We start from the raw sequence: 20,489 nt of genomic DNA, 5'->3' as shown, positions 1-20,489 counted from the left end.
CAACACAGGTCAGGAAGTGGGGATTTGGATTTTCTGGCCAATCATAATGGTTGAGCCATTCAGATTGTTGGCGCGGCGCAATTCATCAACCGATACATTGTGGCGCCTTGCAATGGCAGTGAGGGTATCACCCCTGGCGATTACATATTCCTTACGCCCGGGCGCTTCATCTCGGCCGCCTTTTTTGCGCCAGGCGATGTAGGAATCCGACGGTGGGGTTTCGTAAAAATAATTTTTAATGCCGCCAAAAATGGCGTTGGCCATTTGCTGGCGGTAGCTGCTGGTGGCGAGCTTGCGCGCCTCTTGGGGGTTCGAGATAAAACCCGTTTCCACCAAAATAGAGGGCACATCGGGGGCCTTCAACACCAGAAAGTTGGCCTGCTCTACGTGGTGCTTGTGCATATGCGCCATTTTTTTCATGGACTGGATAACTTTATCGCCCACTTGCAAGCTCTGGCTGAGGGTGGAGGTCATGGACAAATCCACCAGCACCGAGGCCAGCATTTCATCGCGGCCCTCCAAAATGGTGCCCTCACCGCCGAACAAATCTGCCTCGTTTTCACGCTGGGCCAGAAAGCGCGCCATTTCAGAGGTGGCGCCACGCTGCGACAGCGCAAATACCGACGCACCGCGTGCTTTGGGGTTGGTAAAGGCATCGGCGTGAATCGACACAAACAAATCGGCGCGCTCGGCACGGGCCAGGTTCCGGCGCTTGGCGTGCAACACATAGTAGTCACCCGTGCGGGTCATGAAGGCGCGGTAGCCGGGCTCGGCATCCACCAGCTTTTTCAAATCGCGGGCAATAGCCAGCACCACGTCTTTTTCACGCAACCGGTTGGGGCCAAGGGCGCCCGGGTCTTCGCCGCCGTGGCCGGCATCAATGGCGATGACGATATCGCGCTTGCTGGAGGGCACCGAGGCCACCACGGTTTTCTCAACCTTGATGTCGGTATCGTAGAGATCGATCACCAGACGGTCGGCCTTGTCGCCAAACTTTTTCAGCACCAGGCTGCGCGGTTTCACCGCGGCCGATAAATCCAGCACGATGCGCAAATCGTCGGCGTTGCGAGGCGCGGTTCGCAGGGTGCGAATGGGGGTATTTTCCAGCGGTAAATCCGCCAGATTGGTTTTGAGCTTCACCGATTGGATGTCTACCACCAAGCGGTCGGGCCCGCTTAAGGAGAAGATGCTGTGATCTACCGGGCCACTTAAATCGAACACCAGCCTGGTGTGATCGGGGGCGCGCCAAAGCCGCGCGCCATCAATGGTGGTGGCGGCCAGCGTTTGCGCACAGAGGCTTAGGCACAGGCCCAGCAATGTCACTATAGGTCGCAGCATCAGCGGCCCTAACTCCCAGTGTTTTGTAGCAATTGTAGCGCTTGCCGGCCGCGCTCTGTGTGAGCCGACACAGCCAGTGTGCGGCCCGGTGCTTGCCCGGCAAGCAGTAATGGCGTGACTTTAACCCGCCAGTCCGGCTGAGGCAAAAAACCCTCACCGCGCATGGGCCACTCCACAATGCACAGGCTCTGGGCATCAAAATAATCACGGATTCCCATGTACTCCAGCTCCTCCGGATCACCCAGGCGGTAGAGATCGAAGTGAAACACCTGTGCATCTCCCAATTGATAAGGCTCAACCAGGGTATAGGTGGGGCTCTTAACGGCACCTGAATGGCCAAACGCGTGCAGTAATCCGCGCGTTAACGTGGTTTTACCGGCCCCCAGATCACCTTCAAGAAAAATCACACCCGCAGGCAGTAGCCTACCCAGCCGCTCGCCCAGGGCCACCATCTCCGCCTCGCCGTGGGCGCTTAATCGCAACTCGTTCATGTGTTAGAGCCCGTTCAACAACCAACGCACCGCGGGTAGTAAATCAGTGGCCAACAGGCCCCGCTGGCCGTCGGCCTCGGCCTGCTGATCACCGGCCATGGCGTGCACCAGCGCACCCAATTGTGCAGCCTCCTGGGCCTCAAGGCCCTGTGCCAGCAGCGCGCCAATTACGCCCGCCAGGCAATCACCCATGCCACCGCTGGCCATGCCGGGATTGCCGGCATCAATCAACGTGAGCCGGGTATCACCGCCTGCGCGGTAGGCCACCAGCGTACCGGCACCCTTGAGTACCACCACCGCACCGGTGGCCTGCACCAAGGCGCGCGCCGCAGCTGCCCGGTCGGCTTGCACCTCTTGGGTAGTTTGCCTGAGCAGGCGCGCAGCCTCGGCCGGATGCGGCGTGAGCACAACCTGCGGGGGCAATTGGGGAGCGGCTAGCTTGGCGAGTAAATTCAGGCCGTCGGCATCTATGCAGCAGGGCAAGTTTGCCGCCAGGCTTTGGGCGAGCAATTGCTCACCCCAGGCCTGCTGGCCAAGCCCCGGCCCCACGACCAGCGAGGTAGCAGTGGCGAGCTTGGCCTGGGCATCAATGCCGGCATCTACGCCCAAGGCCATCAACTCCGGCTGGCGGGTTAGCGCGATTTGCGCGGTGAGCGACCGGCTCACCAGGCTCACCATACCGCTGCCTGCGCGCAGGCCTGCCTCGGCGGCAATCAGGGCTGCGCCACTCATGCCGTTATCACCCCCCACCACAGCCAGGTGGCCAAAGCGGCCCTTGTGGCTATCGAGCGGGCGCGGTGAAAGTTTGCTCAAGAGCACCGGATAATCGGCCCGGTAGGCGGCGACTGGCACACTGGCCTCGCGCGTATCGCCGCCGAGATCGGAAAACACCACGCGCCCCGCTGCACTGCGCCCCGCGCCTGTGAACAGGCCAAATTTCAAGCCCACGAAGGTGGCGGTGAGATCGGCAAGCACCACCTTGGTTGCACTGCCGGTGTCTACATTCAGCCCCGAGGGCACATCCAGTGCCAACACCTTGGCCTGCTGGCGGCGCTTTTGGTGGTTAAGCCAGTCAATGGCATCGGCGTAAAGGCCTTCAACGGGTTTATTCAGGCCTGTGCCTAGCAGGCCATCCACCAGCACATCGGCGGGCAGGCTTTCGGTTTTATCGAAGGCTTTTGCGCTCACGCCCTCTTGCTGGGCATACTGCCAAGCAGCACTGGCGGCACCGCTGAGATCTTCGGGCTTGGCAAGCCAGCGCAGCTCCACCGCCCAGTTGCGCGCCTGCGCCAAGGCCGCCACCACATAGCCATCGCCTGCGTTATTGCCCGCGCCGCACACCACCACCATGCGGCGTGCCTGTGGCCAGGCCTGCAGGATTTGCTCAAAGGCGAAGCGGCCAGCGCGCTTCATTAACAGCTCGGCACTGAGGCCTTGTTGTTCAATCAGGTATTGATCCAGTGCGCGCACCGAAGCGGCGCTGTAGAGTTCCAATGGCAAGGCGGCAGACATGCGTTATCTCGTGCAGGTGAAAAATCTGTCAGAATTATACGGAAAAGGCATACACAGCACACGAACAATGGCAGAAACCGATCACACAGCGTTGGCCCAGTTAGCTGCCGACCTCAAAACCCGCGGCCAGCAGTTGGGCTTTCAGCAGATCGGCATCACCGATACCGATCTCACCGCCAGCGAGGCACAACTTAGCCAGTGGCTGGCCAAGGGCTATCAGGCAGGTATGCAGTGGATGGGCGAGCACGGCAATATGCGCACCCGCCCGCAGGAGCTACTGCCGGGCACCGTGCGGGTAATCAGCCTGCGCATGAATTATTTACCCGCCGACACCCAACTCATTGCCGCTTTAAAAGACGGTGAAAGCGCCTATGTGTCGCGCTACGCACTCGGGCGCGACTACCACAAATTAATTCGCAAACGCCTGAGCCAACTGGCCAAGTACATTGAAACCCGGGCCGAAGAACTGGGCCTTGCGCTGCCGGCGGGCTTTCAACATCGCGCCTTTGTAGACAGCGCCCCGGTGGCGGAAAAGCCCCTGGCCGCCAAGGCGGGCCTGGGCTGGCAGGGCAAACACACGCTGGTGATTAACCGCGAAGCGGGCAGCTGGTTTTTCCTGGGTGAGATTCTCTCGGCACTGCCACTGCCAATCGACCAACAACCCCAGGCCGACGAGTGCGGCGAGTGCACCGCCTGCCTGAAAGTCTGCCCCACAGATGCCTTCCCGCGGCCCTATGAGCTAGATGCCGGGCGCTGCATTTCCTACCTCACCATCGAACACAAAGGCGCCATTCCCGAAGAGTTTCGCGAGCCCATAGGCAACCGCGTATTTGGCTGCGACGACTGCCAGGCCATCTGCCCCTGGAACAAGTACGCGCACTACACCCGGGAAATCGACTTTTTACCGCGCCACAAGCTCGATAACACCAAACTGGTGGAGCTGTTTCAGTGGCGTGAACAAGAGTTTTTGGATCGCACGGCAGGCTCACCCCTGCGCCGCACGGGCTTTGAAAACTGGCAGCGCAACCTGGCCATTGGCCTTGGCAACGCGCCAAAAAGTGATGCAGTTATTCAGGTGCTCGAGCGCGTACGGCCACAGGCAACGGCCATGGTGCAAGAGCACATCGACTGGGCGCTGGCCCAACAGCGCAACCCCACAAAAAAGCGCAAGCGCAAAATTCGCAATAGCGAGCGGGCCTGGTAGCACACCTTGCCTGCATAAACTGGGTGAAAAAACCGCGTAAAACGCCCGCGCTACAGGCCGCTGCGCAGGTAAAGGCCTGCCAGTGCAGGCCCGGCAATCAGGCCTTGATGAACTCTTTGCGGTAGTGCTGCAATTCGGCAATGGAGTCTTTGATGTCGTCCATGGCCAGGTGGCTGCTGGTTTTCTTAACGCCCGCCAATACCTCTGGCGCCCAGCGACGGGCCAGTTCCTTGAGGGTGCTTACATCCAGGTTGCGATAGTGGAAGTAGCGCTCAAGCGCCGGCATGCCGCGCACCAGAAAGCGACGATCCTGACAGATGGAATTGCCACACATGGGCGACTTGCCCTTGGGCACCCACTGCTCCAGGAAGGCAATGGTGGCGGCCTCGGCGTCGGCGGCACTCACATCGGAAGACAACACCCGCTGGGTAAGGCCCGATTTGCCGTGCTGGTTGGTGTTCCACTCGTCCATACCATCCATCACCGATTTGGGCTGGGAAATGGCAAACACCGGCCCTTCTGCCAGAATGTTCAGCTGGGCATCGGTCACGATTGTGGCAATCTCGATGATTACATCAGAATCGGGTTCAAGCCCGGTCATTTCCAGGTCAATCCAGATCAGGTTGTCGTCGGCAATTTGGCTCATGGGATATGCTCGTATTTTTTTGAAGGCGCACGTTTTACAATGTGCCCCACAGTTTAGCAAGGCACACCCAGAGGCGCCCGCATAATGATCCTGCCCCATGAGTAAGCGCAAGCTCAATCGCCGACAAGCCTGGCGAATAGAGAAGATCCAAAAAGAACGCAGTGAGCGCGCCAGCAAGCGCGATGCCCGCACCGAACAACAATTGCAAGACGACAGCCTGGGGCCTGAAGAGTTTGGCCTGGTGGTGGCGCACTATGGCAAGCGCGTTGAGGTAGAATCTATCGAGCGCGAAGAAGATGCGGGCTCTGCCCAAGGCGAGGTGGTGAGCTGCCACTTTCGCGCCAACCTGGGCTCTTTGGTTACCGGCGATAAAGTGGTATGGCGGCGCGGCAAAGATGCCGGCGTGATTGTGGCGGTGCAGCCGCGTCACTCCCAACTGCAACGGCCAGACCCTTACGGCGATTTAAAAACCATCGCCGCCAACATCGACCGGGTAATCATTGTGGCCGCGCCCTACCCAGAGCCGCACGCCAATTTGATTGATCGCTACCTGGTGGCCACAGAATCACTTGAAATTACGCCGCTGATTCTGTTCAACAAATCCGATCGCATTGATGCGGGCAATCGCACCAAGATGGATTGGCTGGCCGAGCGCTACACCTCATTGGGGTACGACTGCCTGCGGGTGTCTACCGAAACCGGCGAAAACATCAGCCAGCTCACCCGCTATCTGGCCCACTACACCAGCGTGTTTGTGGGGCAATCGGGCGTGGGCAAATCGTCGCTCATCAATAGCCTCTTGCCCGGTTACGATATCCGCGTGGGCGGCTTATCCGAGGCCACCCAAAAAGGCACCCACACCACCACCACCGCACACCTGTATCACTTCCCCTCGGGCGGGCACCTGATAGACTCGCCCGGCATTCGCGAGTTTGGCCTGTGGCACATGGAGCCAGATGACGTACTGCAAGGGTTTATCGAATTCCGGCCCTTTTTGGGGCACTGTAAATTTCGCGACTGCAAACACCAAAGCGAGCCGGGTTGCGCACTGCGCCAGGCAGTGCAAGACGGGCGCATCAGCGAATCGCGCTTTGACAGCTGCAACATGATTCTTGCAAGCCTGGAACACCCGCACGGCTGAGCGGGCTCGACTATGCTTGGAGCATGACGCGAAGCAGCCCCAAGCCCATCAAACTCGGCGCCCCCAAAGGCGCTGCCCACTGGCATAAAAACCTGTCGCTGGCAGGCCTTACCCTGCTGCCGGGGAGCTTTGAGCGTATTCAGCGCGCGCTGGCCAAACCCAACAGCAGCGCGGCACAGGTAGGCCAAGCCATCGCCCAGGACCCAGCCGCCTGCCTGCACTTTTTCTTGCGCGCCAACCGGTTGTTGCAGGCATCGGGCAATGAGTTGCACGGGCTCAGCCACCTGGTGAGCCTGCTAGGCTTCCCGCAGGTTACGCAAATTCTAAACAGCCTGCCCGTGGCCGAAGGGCCACTGCCCGCCTACTGGCGCCAACTGCAGCAAGCCCTGCTGCGCGCAGCCCTGGTGCAGCAATTACCGCTTGCGCGCGCAGGCCTTGTGCCCGGCGAGCTGTATTTTGCAGCCCTGTTCAGTCAGCTGGATCAATGGCTGCTCTGGCATCAGGCGCCGGAAGAAAAAGCCGTATGTGACGGGTTGAGCCTGAACCCGCACATAGGCCCCGCCAAAGCGCAGGCACTGGTGTTTGGCACCGCACTTGAGCCCTGGCTAAACGCAGCCCTGCGCCAACAGCCGCTGCCGCTGCGGCTGCGTGAAGCACTGGCGCTGCACCCTGCCAGCTACCGGCACCAACTGCGCAACCTCGCGCGCACCAGCCGCCAACAGCGTGGCGCCGACTCACAACATCGGCCGGCAGTTTTTTTAGGCTTAATCGCCGGGCTTACACGCAGCTTTGCCGAGGCGCCCGGCCAAAACCGCTGCCTGCGCGCGCAGCAATGGCTGGCCACACTGCTGCACTGCGAGCCCTCGGTGGTTACCCGCACCCTGCACACATGTGCGGCCAATTTGCCGGTTATTCACGCACAAATAACTGCCAGCCACCCGGCGCGCCGGCTAGTTTGCCAATGGCCGCGCTTTGCCCAGCAACCGGTTTACTCACTGCCCAGGCCCCAGCAAGCACAAACGGTTGCCAAGCCACAGATCAAACCCGAAGCCAAGGCCAATACAGGCAACAGCAGCGCCGATACCTCGCGCCTGCTAGACAATCGTTTTCACAACGCAACACGGGTGCGCAACGCCCTGCAGCACTTAACCGAGGGCGCAGAGGCTTTGGCGAGCCTGAATGATATTTTTACCCTGCTTGCCAGCACATTGGCCGACGGCATAGGCATGCAACAAGGCGGTTTACTGGTGCGCACCCAAAGCGGGCAATGGCAATTAAAATGCAGCTTCGACCAACACAATTCGCTACCCCAACACCTGCCCGCCAACGGCCTGCTGGCGAAACTTTTGGAAAAGCCCGCAGCACTGCTGGTTAACGCCGACAACCGCGCACCCATGCTACGCCAGCTGCCTGACCCGCTGGCAGACTCACTTGGGGAACGGGATGCGCTTTTTATCTCGCTGTTTTTGGGCGCCAAGCCCGTGGCAATTTTATTCGCCAGCGAGGCCGACCTCACGCCACCCAGGCTGGCAGCGTGCAAACGGCTGGCCCAGGCTGCACAGAAATCCATCGCCCGCCTTGCCCGCAACGTACAGCGTCGCACCGCCAGCTAACACCAAAGGCTGGTGTGCCGGGCCTATTGCATTACAATGTCGCCTTTAACCAGTCGGGAATCCTGTGATGCTGCCATTGATTATCGAACCTGCAGATCTGAGCGCAAAACTGCAAAACCCCGCCCTGTGCTTGGTGGATTTATGCAACGAGCAGTCTTACGCCCAAGGCCACATCCCGGGTGCGTTGAGCGCCACACCGCAATCGATTATGGCAAGCGCGCCTCCTGCGGTGGGTAAACTGCCCGATGCCGCCCACTTAACGGCCCTGTTCGGGCGGTTAGGCTTCACGCCCGACACCCACTTTGTGGTGTACGACGACGAGGGCGGGGGCTGGGCTGGCCGCTTTATTTGGCTATTGGATGTGATTGGCCATCAAAAATATTCCTACTTAAACGGCGGCCTGCTGGCCTGGAAGGCCGAGGGCTTGCCACTGTCAACAGAGGCCACACAAGTTGCGCCTACAACGCCCAAGCTGCACCTGCACCCGAAATCTTTTACCGCAAGCCTTGAAGAAATTGAAGCGCGCCTTGGCGATAGCAACTTCCTGGTGTGGGATGCCCGCAGCCCCGCAGAATTTCGTGGCGAAAAAGTATTCGCCCAAAAAGGCGGCCACATTCCCGGCGCCATTAACTGCGAATGGACGCAGCTCATGGACCAACAAAAACAGCTGCGCATTCGCCCCGATGCCAAACAGTTTTTGGCAAGCCTTGGCATTGCGCGCGGCAAAGACATTGTGACCCACTGCCAAACCCATCACCGCTCGGGCTTTACCTACCTGGTAGGCAAAAGTCTGGGCCTTTCCATTCGCGCCTACGATGGATCCTGGAGCGAATGGGGCAACCACCCGTCAACGCCCGTTGAACAATAACCACCACACGGACACCCCACATGAATCCGAAACTTTTTGCCAGCCTGCAATACCTCGTTCCCCAGCACGCGCTTTCGCGTGCCGCAGGCTGGCTGGCCGAAACCCACATCAGCTGGATTAAAGACCCCTTCACCCGCTGGTTTGTGGATCGCTACGACGTCAACATGAGCGAAGCCCTGGAAGAAGATCCAACCCGCTACGCCTGTTTTAACGATTTTTTTACCCGTGCACTCAAGCCCGGCGCACGCCCCATTGATACCGATGCCAACAGCATTGTAAGCCCGACCGATGGTGCCATTTCACAGCTGGGCGATATTGAACTGGGGCGGGTATTTCAGGCCAAAGGCCAGGATTACAGCCTGACCGAACTACTCGGTGGCGACCCCTCAGCAGCCCAGCCGTTTATGGGCGGCAAATTTGCCACTGTGTATCTTTCACCCAAAGATTATCACCGCGTGCACATGCCCCTTGGCGGCACGCTCACCGAAATGGTTTACGTGCCGGGCGATTTATTTTCCGTGAACGAGGCAACCGCCGATGAAGTGCCGCGCTTATTTGCGCGCAACGAGCGGCTGGTGTGCTTTTTTGAAACAGAAGCCGGCCCCATGGCGCTGGTGCTGGTGGGCGCGATGATTGTGGCCGCCATTGAAACTGTGTGGGCAGGCCAGGTTACGCCTTACCGCCGCACCATCAAGCGCACCCAATACAACACCGCCCAAACCGTTAGCCTTGAAAAAGGTGCAGAGATGGGCCGCTTTAAACTGGGCAGCACCGCCATTGTGGTTTTTGGCCCGGGCGTGATGGAGTGGGAGGCGCATTACCGCGCTGGCACCCCCACGGTAATGGGCACCAAACTCGGCGAGCTAAAGCGCTAGATCTTGCACCCTCGCCCATAAAAAACGCCTGCTAATGCAGGCGTTTTTTATTCAACTTTAGACAAACGGCTAACGGCTTATTTGCCGAACAGGCCAGAAAGCCAGCCCTTTTTTTCAGGCTTAAACAGGTATTCATCGCGAATGGTTGCGATATCAATATCGTAACTGCCGGGCTCCAAGTCCTGTGCGATTTCAATTTTTTCAATTTCAGACAAGCGCTTTTTGCCGGAATCGATCAACGCCTGCTTCTGCCTGTCATCTTCGGCTAAATCCAGCAATAAAGGTTTGCGCATGTGATGCTTGCAGGCATCCAGCACCAGCATTACTTTGGGCTTCAGCCTGCGCTCGAAATTTTGCTCAACCACCACGCCCACTTCGCCTGTGGAAAGCTCCACCAAGGTGCCCGTTGGGTAGAGGCCGATGGCGCGAATAAACTCCACCACCAGCTCTTCCTGAAACTGGATATCGCGCAGCTCATACAGTTTGGCCACAGCCTTCGATGGCGCCAGCGGGTAGGCCTCGCCACGAGGGTTAGTGGTGTCGTCGTAGAAGGTCACAATACCGGCAATCTTGCCCAGCATGGGGATTTTGTCGCCGCGCAAATGCTGCGGGAAGCCGCTGCCGTTTAGCCGCTCGCAGTGGGTTTTTACCACCGCAATCACGCGCGGTTCTATGCCCGGCATCTGGCGCAAGATATCGCAGCCGTGCAATACAAATTTTTCGTATTGCAGCTCTTCCTCGGGCGTGCGCTGCTTTTTGGCAATGAGCGATTTCTCAATTTTGGTTTTGCCCACATCCTTAAACAAAATACCGAGTGCCAGGGTGTCTAGGTCGGTTTTGCCAAGGCCGATGTGGCGACCAAATAAAATACCCCACACCGCCGAGCGCATGGCGTGGGTGTAGGTGTGCTCATCCACCTCGCGCACGCGCGCAAGCCAAGAGAAGGCATCGGGGTTTCTGATTACTGAATCTACCATCTGGCTGGCGGCACGCTTGGTATCCTTGACGGAAATTTCGCGGCCCTTTTCCAGCTGGCCCAGCACCTGCCCCATGGCCGAGTGCACCTGCTGGTGCAATTCCTTGGCCACCGCCACTTCTTTTTTCAGTTGCGATTTTTGCTGGTAGACATTGCGCTTGATTTTAAGCGGCGCCACGGGAATGTTGGCGCTGGAGCCTTTGGCTGTGCGCGGGCCGGCAGGTTGGGATACACCTGGCTTCAAGGTTTTAAGCTTGGCGGCAACCGGGCCCTTACCCTTGGCTACATCAATGTATACGTGCCGGCAATGGGCTTTCAGCTGCTTGATTTCTTCCATCTCGCGGATGTAGAAGCCCTGCAAGGGAAAGGGGGTTTGCGACCATGGGCGATCCAGGCCCGACACGAACATGCCGGGAGTCAGCTCATTTACATCCACTTTTAACTGCTTTATCGCCAAGGCAACTTCCTCGTCGCTATGTGCCAATCACTCTGCCGGGCTGCGCGTTTGCGCGCGCAGGCTGCAATGCCTGCGCTGGAATTCAAGTCCTACCAGAGAAAGCGGCTCTAACCATTTGACTTAATAGACGATTTTAGCGTCTTTCCACTGCGTTTGGCGAATTTTGCCTCACGAAGGGGGTCACACTCTTAACAATTACTCGTGGTAGACCGCCGACAACTCGTGCACGGCGTTGATAAATGCCCCCGCATGGGCCGGATCCACTTCCGGGGTGATACCGTGGCCAAGGTTGAAAACGTGGCCACTGCCCGCCCCGTAAGACCCAAGTATTTGGCCCACCTCGGCGCGAATACGCTCAGGGCTTGCGTAGAGCATGGTTGGGTCCATATTGCCTTGCAGCGCCACCTGCGAGCCTACGCGGGCACGCGCCTGGCCAATATCGGTGGTCCAATCCAGGCCCAGCGCGTCTGCGCCGGTATTTGCCAGCAGCTCAAGCCACTGGCCGCCGCCCTTGGTAAACAGAATTACCGGCACCTTGCGCCCCTCACGCTCGCGAATGAGGCCGGCAACAATGCGCTGCATATAGGCCAGCGAGAACTCTTGGTAAGCCGCATGCGACAGCGCGCCGCCCCAGGTATCAAAAATTTGCACGGCCTGGGCACCGGCTTCAATCTGGGCGTTGAGATAGGCTGTAACCGAGTCCGCAAGCACCGTCAGCAGCTGGTGCATTACCTCAGGCTGGTTGAAGGCCATGGTTTTCGCACGGCGGAAATCCTTGCTGGAGCCGCCCTCCACCATGTAGGTGGCCAGTGTCCAGGGGCTGCCGGAGAAGCCGATGAGCGGCACGCGGCCGTTGAGCTCGCGGCGGATGGTGCTCACTGCATCTACCACATAGGGCAAGTCCTGGTGTGGGTCTATCACCTTCAGGGCGTTGACCTCAGCCTCGGTGCGCACGGGCTTTTTAAAGCGCGGGCCTTCGCCGGTTTCAAAGTAGAGGCCCAGGCCCATGGCATCGGGGATAGTGAGAATATCTGAAAACAGAATGGCGGCATCCAGTGGATAGCGCTCCAAGGGCTGCAGCGTGACTTCACAGGCGGCCTCAGGGTTGGTACACAGGCCCATGAAGTCGCCGGCGCGCGCGCGGCTGGCGCGGTATTCGGGCAGGTAGCGCCCTGCCTGGCGCATCATCCAGACGGGGGTGACATCAACCGGTTCGCGCATCAGCGCCCGCAAAAAGCGGTCATTCTTCAATTCAGTCATAGCATTCACTTTATATCAGATGCGCGCATTGTACGGCGTGGCCTGCAAGGCGTACAGACGCAAGCCACAAGCCTCCGCCCAGAAATGACAAAGGGCCCGGTCTGGGCCCTTAGGGTGTTGCTGCTGGAGGTTAGACGTCCAGGTAATCCAGAATCCCCTGGGCGGCTTCGCGGCCCTCCCAAATGGCGGTAACCACCAGGTCTGAACCACGCACCATGTCGCCACCGGCAAACACCTTGGGGTTGGATGTTTGGAACTTGTAGGTTTGATGCTCTTTGGCTTCAACACCGCCCCAGCTGTTCACGCTAATGCCGTGGGTTTCAAACCAGGGCGCGGGGCTTGGCTGGAAGCCAAAGGCCACAAGTACAGTATCGGCGGGAATAATTTCCTCAGAGCCTGCCACTACCTCGGGCCGGCGACGACAATTGGCATCGGGTTCGCCCAGCTTGGTGGTAACCACTTTCACGCCTTCCACTTTGCCATCGCCCACAATTTCAACGGGCTGGCGATTGAACAGGAATTTCACGCCCTCTTGCTTGGCATTCACCACTTCGCGCTTGGAGCCCGGCATGTTGGCTTCGTCGCGACGGTAGGCACAGGTTACCGAGGCCGCCTGCTGGCGAATGGAGGTGCGGTTACAATCCATGGCGGTATCACCACCGCCAAGCACTACCACGCGCTTGCCTTCCACACTGATGAAATCTGCCGGGTCTTTCTCAAAGCCCAGGTTGCGGTTGACGTTGGCCACTAGGAACGGGAGCGCGTCGTACACGCCATCAAGATCCTCACCGGGGAAGCCACCTTTCATGTATTTGTAGGTACCCATGCCCATGAATACCGCATCGTATTCTTGCAGCAATTCATCCATGGAAATGTCTTTGCCGATCTCGGTGTTCAGGCGGAACTCCACACCCATTTCGGTAAAGATTTCACGGCGGCGGCTCAATACGGATTTTTCCAACTTGAACTCGGGAATGCCAAAGGTGAGCAGCCCGCCAATTTCCGGGTAGCGATCAAACACCACAGGCTTCACGCCATTGCGCACCAGAATATCGGCACACCCGATACCGGCGGGGCCGGCGCCGATGATGGCGACTTTTTTGTCGGTCCATACCACTTTCGACATGTCGGGCTTCCAGCCCATGGCGAACGCGGTATCGGTAATGTATTTCTCGGCATTGCCAATGGTTACCGCCCCGAAGCCATCGTTTAAGGTACAGGCACCTTCGCACAGGCGATCTTGCGGGCACACACGCCCGCACACTTCCGGCAGCGAGTTGGTTTGATGGCTGAGCTCGGCTGCTTCAAAAATGTTGCCTTCACTGATCAACTTCAACCAGTTGGGAATAAAGTTGTGTACCGGGCACTTCCACTCGCAGTAAGGGTTGCCGCACTCCAGGCAGCGGTGCGATTGGCTTTGCACCTCTTCTTCGGTGAACGGCTGATAAATTTCTACGAATTGTGTCTTGCGGGTTTTCAGCGCTTTTTTCGCAGGATCCTGACGGCCCACATCCACGAACTGAAAATGATTATTTAATCGAGCTGACATAATGCTTCCTCTTCAATTCTGTGTGGTTATTGTGGGCTCGCCACAGTTTGCTTTAACAAGCCTTCAAGGTTTGCGGCCTTGGGCTTAACCAACCAGAACTTGCCGACCAAATCGAAGAAATTCTCCAACAGGTATTTGCCCCACTCGCTGTCTGTTTCAGCCACAAATTCTTCAATAATTTGCTGCAAATGGGTTTGATGCGCTTCCAATTCTTCGTTGTTGATGCGGGTAATTTCAACCAGCTCGCGATTGTAACGATCAGAGAAACTGCGCTCCAAATCCAGCACGTAGGCAAAGCCACCGGTCATACCGGCGCCGAAGTTCACACCTACCTTGCCAAGCACGGCCACCACACCGCCGGTCATGTATTCGCAGCAGTGATCACCCGCACCTTCCACAACCGCCTGGGCGCCGGAGTTGCGCACGGCAAAGCGTTCACCGGCCTGACCTGCAGCAAACAATTTGCCGCCAGTCGCGCCGTACAAACAAGTGTTGCCAATGATGGAGGTTTCCTGGGATTTAAAGCCAGAACCCTGCGGCGGGCGCACAACCAGCTTGCCGCCAGCCATGCCTTTACCCACATAGTCGTTGGCATCGCCTTCCAGAATCATCTCCAGGCCACCTGCGTTCCACACACCGAAACTTTGGCCGGCAACACCGGTCAATTTCAAGGTGATAGGGGCATCGTTCATGCCCAGGTTGCCGTGGCGCTTGGCAATCTCACCACTGATACGCGCGCCAATGGAGCGGTCGCAGTTGGTGACGGTAAACGCATACTCGCCGCCGGATTTTTTCTCGATGGCAGGCAGCAGGGCTTGCACCATGGTTTCTGCCAGGCGGCCCTCGTCGAAGGGCTTGTTGCGCTCTTGCTGGCAGGTTTGCGGCTTGGTTGCCAGGAACGCATCGGTATGGGTGATGGGGCTTAAATCGAGCTGCGACTGCCGCTTGGTGCGCCCTTCGATCCGCTCCAGCAAATCCACGCGCCCCACCAGCTCATCAAATGTACGCACGCCCAAACGCGCCATCCACTCGCGGGTTTCCTCAGCCATAAACTTAAAGAAGTTCATCGCCATATCCACAGTGCCGATGTAGTGATCGCGGCGGAGCTTGGCGTTCTGGGTGGCCACACCCGTTGCACAGTTATTGAGGTGGCAAATACGCAAATACTTGCAACCCAAAGCCACCATGGGTGCCGTGCCAAAGCCAAAGCTTTCAGCACCCAGCATGGCCGCCTTTACAACGTCCAGGCCCGATTTCAAACCGCCATCAGTTTGCACGCGCACCTTGCCGCGCAGGTTATTGGCACGCAGCATCTGGTGGGTTTCTGAAAGGCCGAGCTCCCAGGGTGAACCGGCGTAACGAATTGACGTCAATGGGCTGGCTGCTGTACCGCCATCGTAGCCCGAGATAGTAATTAAATCGGCATAGGCCTTGGCCACACCCGCGGCAATGGTGCCCACACCCGGGCGCGACACCAGTTTCACCGATACCAAGGCCGCGGGATTGACTTGCTTGAGGTCGTAAATCAGCTGCGCCAGATCTTCAATCGAATAAATATCATGATGCGGCGGCGGCGAAATCAGCGTAACGCCAGGCACCGAGTAACGCAGGCGCGCAATCAACGCATTCACCTTGCCGCCCGGCAGCTGGCCGCCCTCACCGGGCTTGGCACCCTGGGCCACTTTGATTTGCAGCACCTCGCCATTGACCAGGTATTCCGGCGTGACGCCGAAACGGCCAGAGGCCACCTGCTTGATTTTGGACGTTTTGTTGGTGCCATGGCGAGCCGGATCTTCACCGCCCTCACCGCTGTTGGAACGACCACCCAAAGCGTTCATGGCCTGGGCCAGCGCCTCGTGCGCTTCGGGTGACAGCGCACCGAGCGACATAGCTGCCGAATCAAAGCGGCGCACAATGGCAGACACAGGCTCCACTTCATCGAGCGGAATAGGTGTGGGTGCCTCTTTTACTTTCAACAAATCGCGCAGCGTGGCCGTTGGGCGCTCGTTCACAAGGCCCGCGTAGTCGCGCCATACGCTGTAGTCGCCGGTTTGCACCGCGCGCTGCAGGGTTTGCACAACATCCGGGTTAAAGGCGTGATATTCCTGGCCGTGCATATACTTCAACAGGCCGCCCGGCTGGATGGGCTTGCGGGCCTTGTTGGCATAGGCCAGAAGCTTGGCTTGATCAGACTGCAAATCATCAAACCCGGCACCGGCAATACGCGATGGCGTCTCCGGGAAACACAGGTCTACCACATCGCGGTTCAAGCCGATAATTTCGAACAGGTAAGCACCGCGGTAAGACGCAATGGTAGAAATACCCATCTTCGAAAGAATTTTCAAAAGCCCCTTACAAATTGCAGTAACGTAACGCTTCTGCGCGGTTGCGGCATCGTCCAGCATCTCACCGGTTTGAATCAGGTGGTTGATAACCGAGTAACTCAAATAGGGGTGAACGGCGGTGGCACCGTAGCCAATCAGGCAGGCAATTTGGTGAGAATCGCGCGCGGTGGCGGTATCTGCAATGATGTTGGAATTACAGCGCAACCCGGTATTCACCAGGCGCGCATGCACGGCACCGGTGGCCAGCAGCGCATGAATAGGCAGCAGCTCGGGCTCTACATCGCGATCTGAAAGCACAACGATAACCGCACCCTCGCGCACGGCAGCTTCCACTTCATCACACAAATCGACCACCGCCTGGCGCAAATCTTTTTGCGCGGGATCATAGTAGAGCGAGAACTTGCGCACCCGGTAACCGGGCTTATCAAATTTCAAAATGTAATCGCACTTGGCCCAGGTGAGCACCGGCGATGAAAGTATCAGGCGGTCTGCGTGATCTTCCACATGCTCAAAGACAGATTTTTCTGCACCTAAACAGGTTTCCAAAGACATCACGATGGATTCACGCAGCGGGTCGATTGGCGGGTTGGTAACCTGCGCAAATTGCTGGCGGAAGAAATCGTACAGGCAGCGCTCTTTTTCAGACAGCACGGCCATGGGCGTGTCGTCGCCCATAGAGCCCACTGCTTCCTGACCACCTTCTGCCAGCGGGCGAATCACCTGGTCGCGCTCTTCAAAGCTCACCTGAAACAGCTTTTGATGACGGAAGAACTCATCCATGGTGAATTGGTTATCAATGGCCGGGCCATTGTAATCGGCGCGTAGACGCGTCGCGCGCTTGGATAGCCACTGCTTATAGGGCTGCGCCGACTTCAACATGTTGTCGATATCTTCGCTGAAGTAGAGCTTGCCTTCCTGGGTATCGATAGACAGCATCTGGCCCGGGCCAAGGCGCCCCTTGGCCACGACATCTTCAGGCTTATAGCCGTGTACACCCACTTCTGAGGCCACGGTAATAAAATCGTCTTTAGTGATTACGTAGCGCGACGGACGCAGGCCGTTGCGATCGAGCGTGCAGACGGCGTATCGACCATCGGTAATCACAAGCCCGGCGGGGCCATCCCAGGGCTCCATATGCATGGAGTTGTATTCATAAAACGCGCGCAGATCCGGGTCCATATGCTCGACGTTCTGCCAGGCTGGCGGCACCAACATGCGCACGGCGCGGTGCAATTCCATGCCGCCTGCCAAGAGCACTTCCAGCATGTTATCAAGGCTTGATGAATCGGAACCAGTGCGGTTGACCAGTGGCGAAATTTCAGCAAGATCCGGCAACAGCGGCGATTGAAACTTGGGCGTACGCGCCACACTCCAGTTGCGGTTGGCCGTGATGGTGTTGATTTCACCGTTGTGGGCCAACATACGGAACGGCTGGGCCAGAGGCCAGCGCGGCATGGTGTTGGTGGAAAAGCGCTGGTGGAAAACGCAAATGGCGGTTTCCAACCGATCGTCGGCTAAATCCAGGAAAAAGCGTGGTAAATCCACGGGCATCATCAAGCCTTTAAAAGACATGACCTTGCAGCTTAAGCTTGCCACATAAAAAGATTCGTCATCTGCCAGGCGCTTTTCAACTTTACGGCGCGCCACAAATAATTTGGCACTTAACTGCTCATCGCCCAGCTCAGCCGGGCTATTGACAAAGACGTTGTAAAAAGCAGGCACAGACTCAAGGGCAATGGGCCCAAGGCAGGCGTTATCTGTGGGCATCAGGCGCCAGCCGGCCACATCCAGATCCACCGCCGTCAGCTCTTCTTCAACAATATTGCGCTGTTGCTGTGCCAAAACCGGATCGGTGCTGAGCATAAGTACGCCCACACCGTAAACGGCAGACAGTTCGGCAGCACAGGCCTGCTTGGCCACAGCGCGCAAAAAGCTGTCTGGCTTTTGCAGCAGCAAACCGCACCCGTCGCCCGTTTTGCCATCGGCAGCAATACCGCCGCGATGGGTCATACAGGTCAGCGCCTCAATGGCCGTGCTTAACAGCCGGTGGCTGGTTTCGCCTTTGAGGTGCGCAATCAAGCCAAAGCCGCAGTTGTCTTTGAACTCGTCTAACCGGTACAGGCCAGTGCTCATAAACAGTCCTTCAATCGTTGAGAATTTTTTGCTCGGCGCGCACTTCAGGAACGTCGCCGGCTCCGATAGAACCTCCGCTGCTTTCGTCAGGGCGCAGTAACCACCGCGGGTGTAAACCCGCAAGCGAACGATGCGCGTAGATGACGTGTGCCTGCGATGCTGAAAGCGTAGGTGGCTATGCTAGTGCGATCTCTTCGGATCGGTTGCCACCTCTATTATTTATCGCACAGAGGTTCCCCAGATCCCATTCGACTCCCGGGCGCAGCAGTTTCTGCGGATTCGAGGGCAAATGGGCGCAGAATGTTACCCGCTCAAGCCCCACTTCGCAAGGGCAGCCAAGCAATAAACATAAAGCCCCAAGGGCAATAACAGCAAATAATTGCTCAGACTAACTGCGGCTATTTATTTGCTGCTGGATAGATCCCACATCACGGGGCCAGGGGCCGCTTTTTTGCAGGGATTTGGGCAATTTCTGAATCGCTGCGCGTGCTTGCTGGGTGCTGGCGTAATCCCCAAGTACCACCACATACCAAGGCTCTCCGGCACGAACGGTGCGATAAACCCGCATAGGCAGGCCGGCATTCTCATCCAGAAAGCGTTGCACCCCGGCCTCGGAGGCCGCCGCAAGCACTTGTAAGGTGTAGCGCGTTGGCTGGCGTTCAAGCAAGTGCAGCTCATCGTCTGAGAACCCTGAATCACGAGCCACAGGGGCCGCGGCGAGTCTGCTTGGCTGGGTAGGTTTTTCAACAGGTGCTTCTGCGCGCTTCAAGCCGCCAGTGTACATGAGCGGGTCCGCCTCGGGCGCGCCTGCAGCTTGCTCATTCGCGTTGCTGCCCGCTGTAACTGATGGCGCGCTTGAGGATGCAATGGATGCGTCTGGCGAGGACATACTCGCCTCGGCCAATTGACCCTTTGGCATTTGCGATTGCAGCCCGGCACCTGACGACGCCTGCAGGCTTGCCCCCGCATTACCGCGCGCCGATACCTGGCCTGCCTCTTCGGGGGTGCTGCCCACATTTTCAGGGGGGCTGCCCACAGCCGCGGTTGCACCGCTCGGGCGCTGGTTTTTATTTGGGCCTTCACCCGCGTCGCTTGCCGAATCGCCACCAGTACTTTGAGGGCCGGTATCGAGCGCCACAGGTTGGCGGGTAACGGCGTCATCCACGCCCGACTCCAGCCCCCACCAAGCAACCCCCAGTACAACAAGCAGCAGCGCCAGAGCACCCAAATGCCAAAGGGGCAAACCGCTTGGGCCAGGCGTTGCACGGCTGGCCTTTTCCAGCAAGCTGATTTCAGCCGCTTCGTGAACGCGATTCAAATCGCCCGCAGCGCTTATAAAAATGTGGGTTTCATCTTCCTCATCAAAAATAGGCGGGCCATCGTAGCCTGCCTCGGCCAACCTGAATTCAAGGTAGTCAGCCACAAACATGGCGCTTACCTCAGGCAATTCAAATTGTTGTGCAGGATCAATTTCAATCTGCCGCCCGAACTTTTCCAGCGCCACGGCAGAGCCCACACACAAAAGGTGCCAACAATTATTCTCAGGCGCTGTGGTCAATGTGAGTAAATGGGCAATCACCTCACGGCTCAATGCTTCAGCGTCGTCAATGATCACAAAAACCTGCAGGCTACCCTCACTGAATTGCGCCCACTCGGCGAGCTTTTCCTGTAAATGAGGCAACGCATCACCGGCCTCCACGGCCAAACCAATACCGCTTGCCAGCTCATAGAGTAAATCGGCAGGCTCTCGAATAAGTGGGGCAGACAAGTGAAAAACGTAATCTTGGTCACTGAGCTGGCGCACCACCTCACGAACAAACGCAGATTTACCCGAGCCCTGTGGCCCGGTAATAAAAGAAGGGGTTTCAGAAAAGTGCAGCAAATGCAGTGTTTGACTGAGCAATTGCTGGCGCCCGTGGGCAGTAAAGTAGGCGTCTATGGCCTCATCAAAAGGCGGCTCGCCCAAATCAAAAAACTGCTGATAATCTGCCAAGCCCTCTGGTAGCCCTGGGTGCGGTTGAGCTACATGATCATCAAGCGAAGACATGGCTGCTTGGGCTTGCCGTGGCGCTGCACACATG

General features: G+C 58.0%; 14 protein-coding genes. 5 read left to right on the top strand and 9 right to left on the bottom strand.

The genetic code is table 11. The features are described from left to right. Positions 1 to 9: 9 nt before the first annotated feature. Genes L1F30_RS03285 through L1F30_RS03275 form a run of 3 tightly spaced genes read right to left on the bottom strand, consistent with a single transcriptional unit; the run spans position 10 to position 3,341 of the window. On the bottom strand, positions 10 to 1,338 hold the full coding sequence (locus L1F30_RS03285; RefSeq protein ID WP_253359349.1) for an N-acetylmuramoyl-L-alanine amidase: 1,329 nt from the start codon (positions 1,336 to 1,338) through the stop codon (positions 10 to 12). Positions 1,339 to 1,346: 8 nt separating this feature from the next. Beyond that, the gene (gene tsaE, locus L1F30_RS03280; RefSeq protein ID WP_371922645.1) at positions 1,347 to 1,829 is read right to left on the bottom strand and encodes a tRNA (adenosine(37)-N6)-threonylcarbamoyltransferase complex ATPase subunit type 1 TsaE; all 483 of its coding nucleotides are present in this window, start codon (positions 1,827 to 1,829) and stop codon (positions 1,347 to 1,349) included. A 3-nt stretch (positions 1,830 to 1,832) separates the two neighbouring features. Further along, positions 1,833 to 3,341: an NAD(P)H-hydrate dehydratase gene (locus tag L1F30_RS03275; RefSeq protein WP_253359348.1), complete on the bottom strand. Its 1,509-nt coding sequence runs from the start codon at positions 3,339 to 3,341 to the stop codon at positions 1,833 to 1,835. 67 nt (positions 3,342 to 3,408) lie between these two features. Here L1F30_RS03275 and queG point away from each other — a divergent pair, with 67 nt between their 5' ends. Beyond that, positions 3,409 to 4,545, top strand: a complete 1,137-nt coding sequence (queG, locus tag L1F30_RS03270) for a tRNA epoxyqueuosine(34) reductase QueG (RefSeq protein ID WP_253359346.1) — start codon at positions 3,409 to 3,411, stop codon at positions 4,543 to 4,545. A 97-nt stretch (positions 4,546 to 4,642) separates the two neighbouring features. On the opposite strand, the gene orn is transcribed toward queG, so the two are convergent. Continuing rightward, positions 4,643 to 5,191 (bottom strand): oligoribonuclease, encoded by a 549-nt coding sequence (orn, locus tag L1F30_RS03265; RefSeq protein ID WP_253359344.1) that lies wholly within the window; start codon positions 5,189 to 5,191, stop codon positions 4,643 to 4,645. A gap of 97 nt (positions 5,192 to 5,288) precedes the next feature. On the opposite strand from orn, the gene rsgA reads away from it, so the two are divergent. The 4 genes from rsgA (at position 5,289) to asd (ending at position 9,688) form a co-directional block, all read left to right on the top strand. Continuing rightward, complete coding sequence (gene rsgA, locus L1F30_RS03260; protein WP_253359342.1) at positions 5,289 to 6,332, top strand: small ribosomal subunit biogenesis GTPase RsgA; 1,044 nt, start codon at positions 5,289 to 5,291, stop codon at positions 6,330 to 6,332. Positions 6,333 to 6,355: 23 nt separating this feature from the next. Continuing rightward, positions 6,356 to 7,945 (top strand): HDOD domain-containing protein, encoded by a 1,590-nt coding sequence (locus tag L1F30_RS03255; RefSeq protein WP_253359340.1) that lies wholly within the window; start codon positions 6,356 to 6,358, stop codon positions 7,943 to 7,945. Between the two features lie 67 nt (positions 7,946 to 8,012). Next, positions 8,013 to 8,813 (top strand): rhodanese-like domain-containing protein, encoded by an 801-nt coding sequence (locus L1F30_RS03250; protein ID WP_253359338.1) that lies wholly within the window; start codon positions 8,013 to 8,015, stop codon positions 8,811 to 8,813. Positions 8,814 to 8,833: 20 nt separating this feature from the next. After that, complete coding sequence (gene asd, locus L1F30_RS03245; protein WP_253359326.1) at positions 8,834 to 9,688, top strand: archaetidylserine decarboxylase; 855 nt, start codon at positions 8,834 to 8,836, stop codon at positions 9,686 to 9,688. Between the two features lie 77 nt (positions 9,689 to 9,765). On the opposite strand, the gene L1F30_RS03240 is transcribed toward asd, so the two are convergent. The 5 genes from L1F30_RS03240 to L1F30_RS03220 form a co-directional block, all read right to left on the bottom strand. Further along, entirely contained in the window at positions 9,766 to 11,121 is a 1,356-nt protein-coding gene (locus L1F30_RS03240; RefSeq protein ID WP_253359324.1) for an HD-GYP domain-containing protein, read from the bottom strand. 195 nt (positions 11,122 to 11,316) lie between these two features. Further along, positions 11,317 to 12,381: a uroporphyrinogen decarboxylase gene (gene hemE / locus L1F30_RS03235; RefSeq protein WP_253359322.1), complete on the bottom strand. Its 1,065-nt coding sequence runs from the start codon at positions 12,379 to 12,381 to the stop codon at positions 11,317 to 11,319. A gap of 130 nt (positions 12,382 to 12,511) precedes the next feature. Then, the gene (locus L1F30_RS03230; protein WP_253359320.1) at positions 12,512 to 13,930 is read right to left on the bottom strand and encodes an FAD-dependent oxidoreductase; all 1,419 of its coding nucleotides are present in this window, start codon (positions 13,928 to 13,930) and stop codon (positions 12,512 to 12,514) included. Positions 13,931 to 13,956: 26 nt separating this feature from the next. After that, a complete protein-coding gene (gene gltB, locus L1F30_RS03225; protein WP_253359319.1) occupies positions 13,957 to 18,408 on the bottom strand; it encodes a glutamate synthase large subunit in 4,452 nt (1,483 codons plus the stop codon). Between the two features lie 388 nt (positions 18,409 to 18,796). Continuing rightward, complete coding sequence (locus L1F30_RS03220; RefSeq protein WP_253359317.1) at positions 18,797 to 20,488, bottom strand: SPOR domain-containing protein; 1,692 nt, start codon at positions 20,486 to 20,488, stop codon at positions 18,797 to 18,799. Position 20,489 lies beyond the last annotated feature (1 nt).

Source organism: Simiduia sp. 21SJ11W-1 (genome assembly GCF_024138675.1).
Taxonomy (GTDB): Bacteria; Pseudomonadota; Gammaproteobacteria; order Pseudomonadales; family Cellvibrionaceae; genus Simiduia.
Note: the sequence above shows the minus strand (reverse complement) of the source record. Positions and strands in the feature narration are given on the sequence as shown.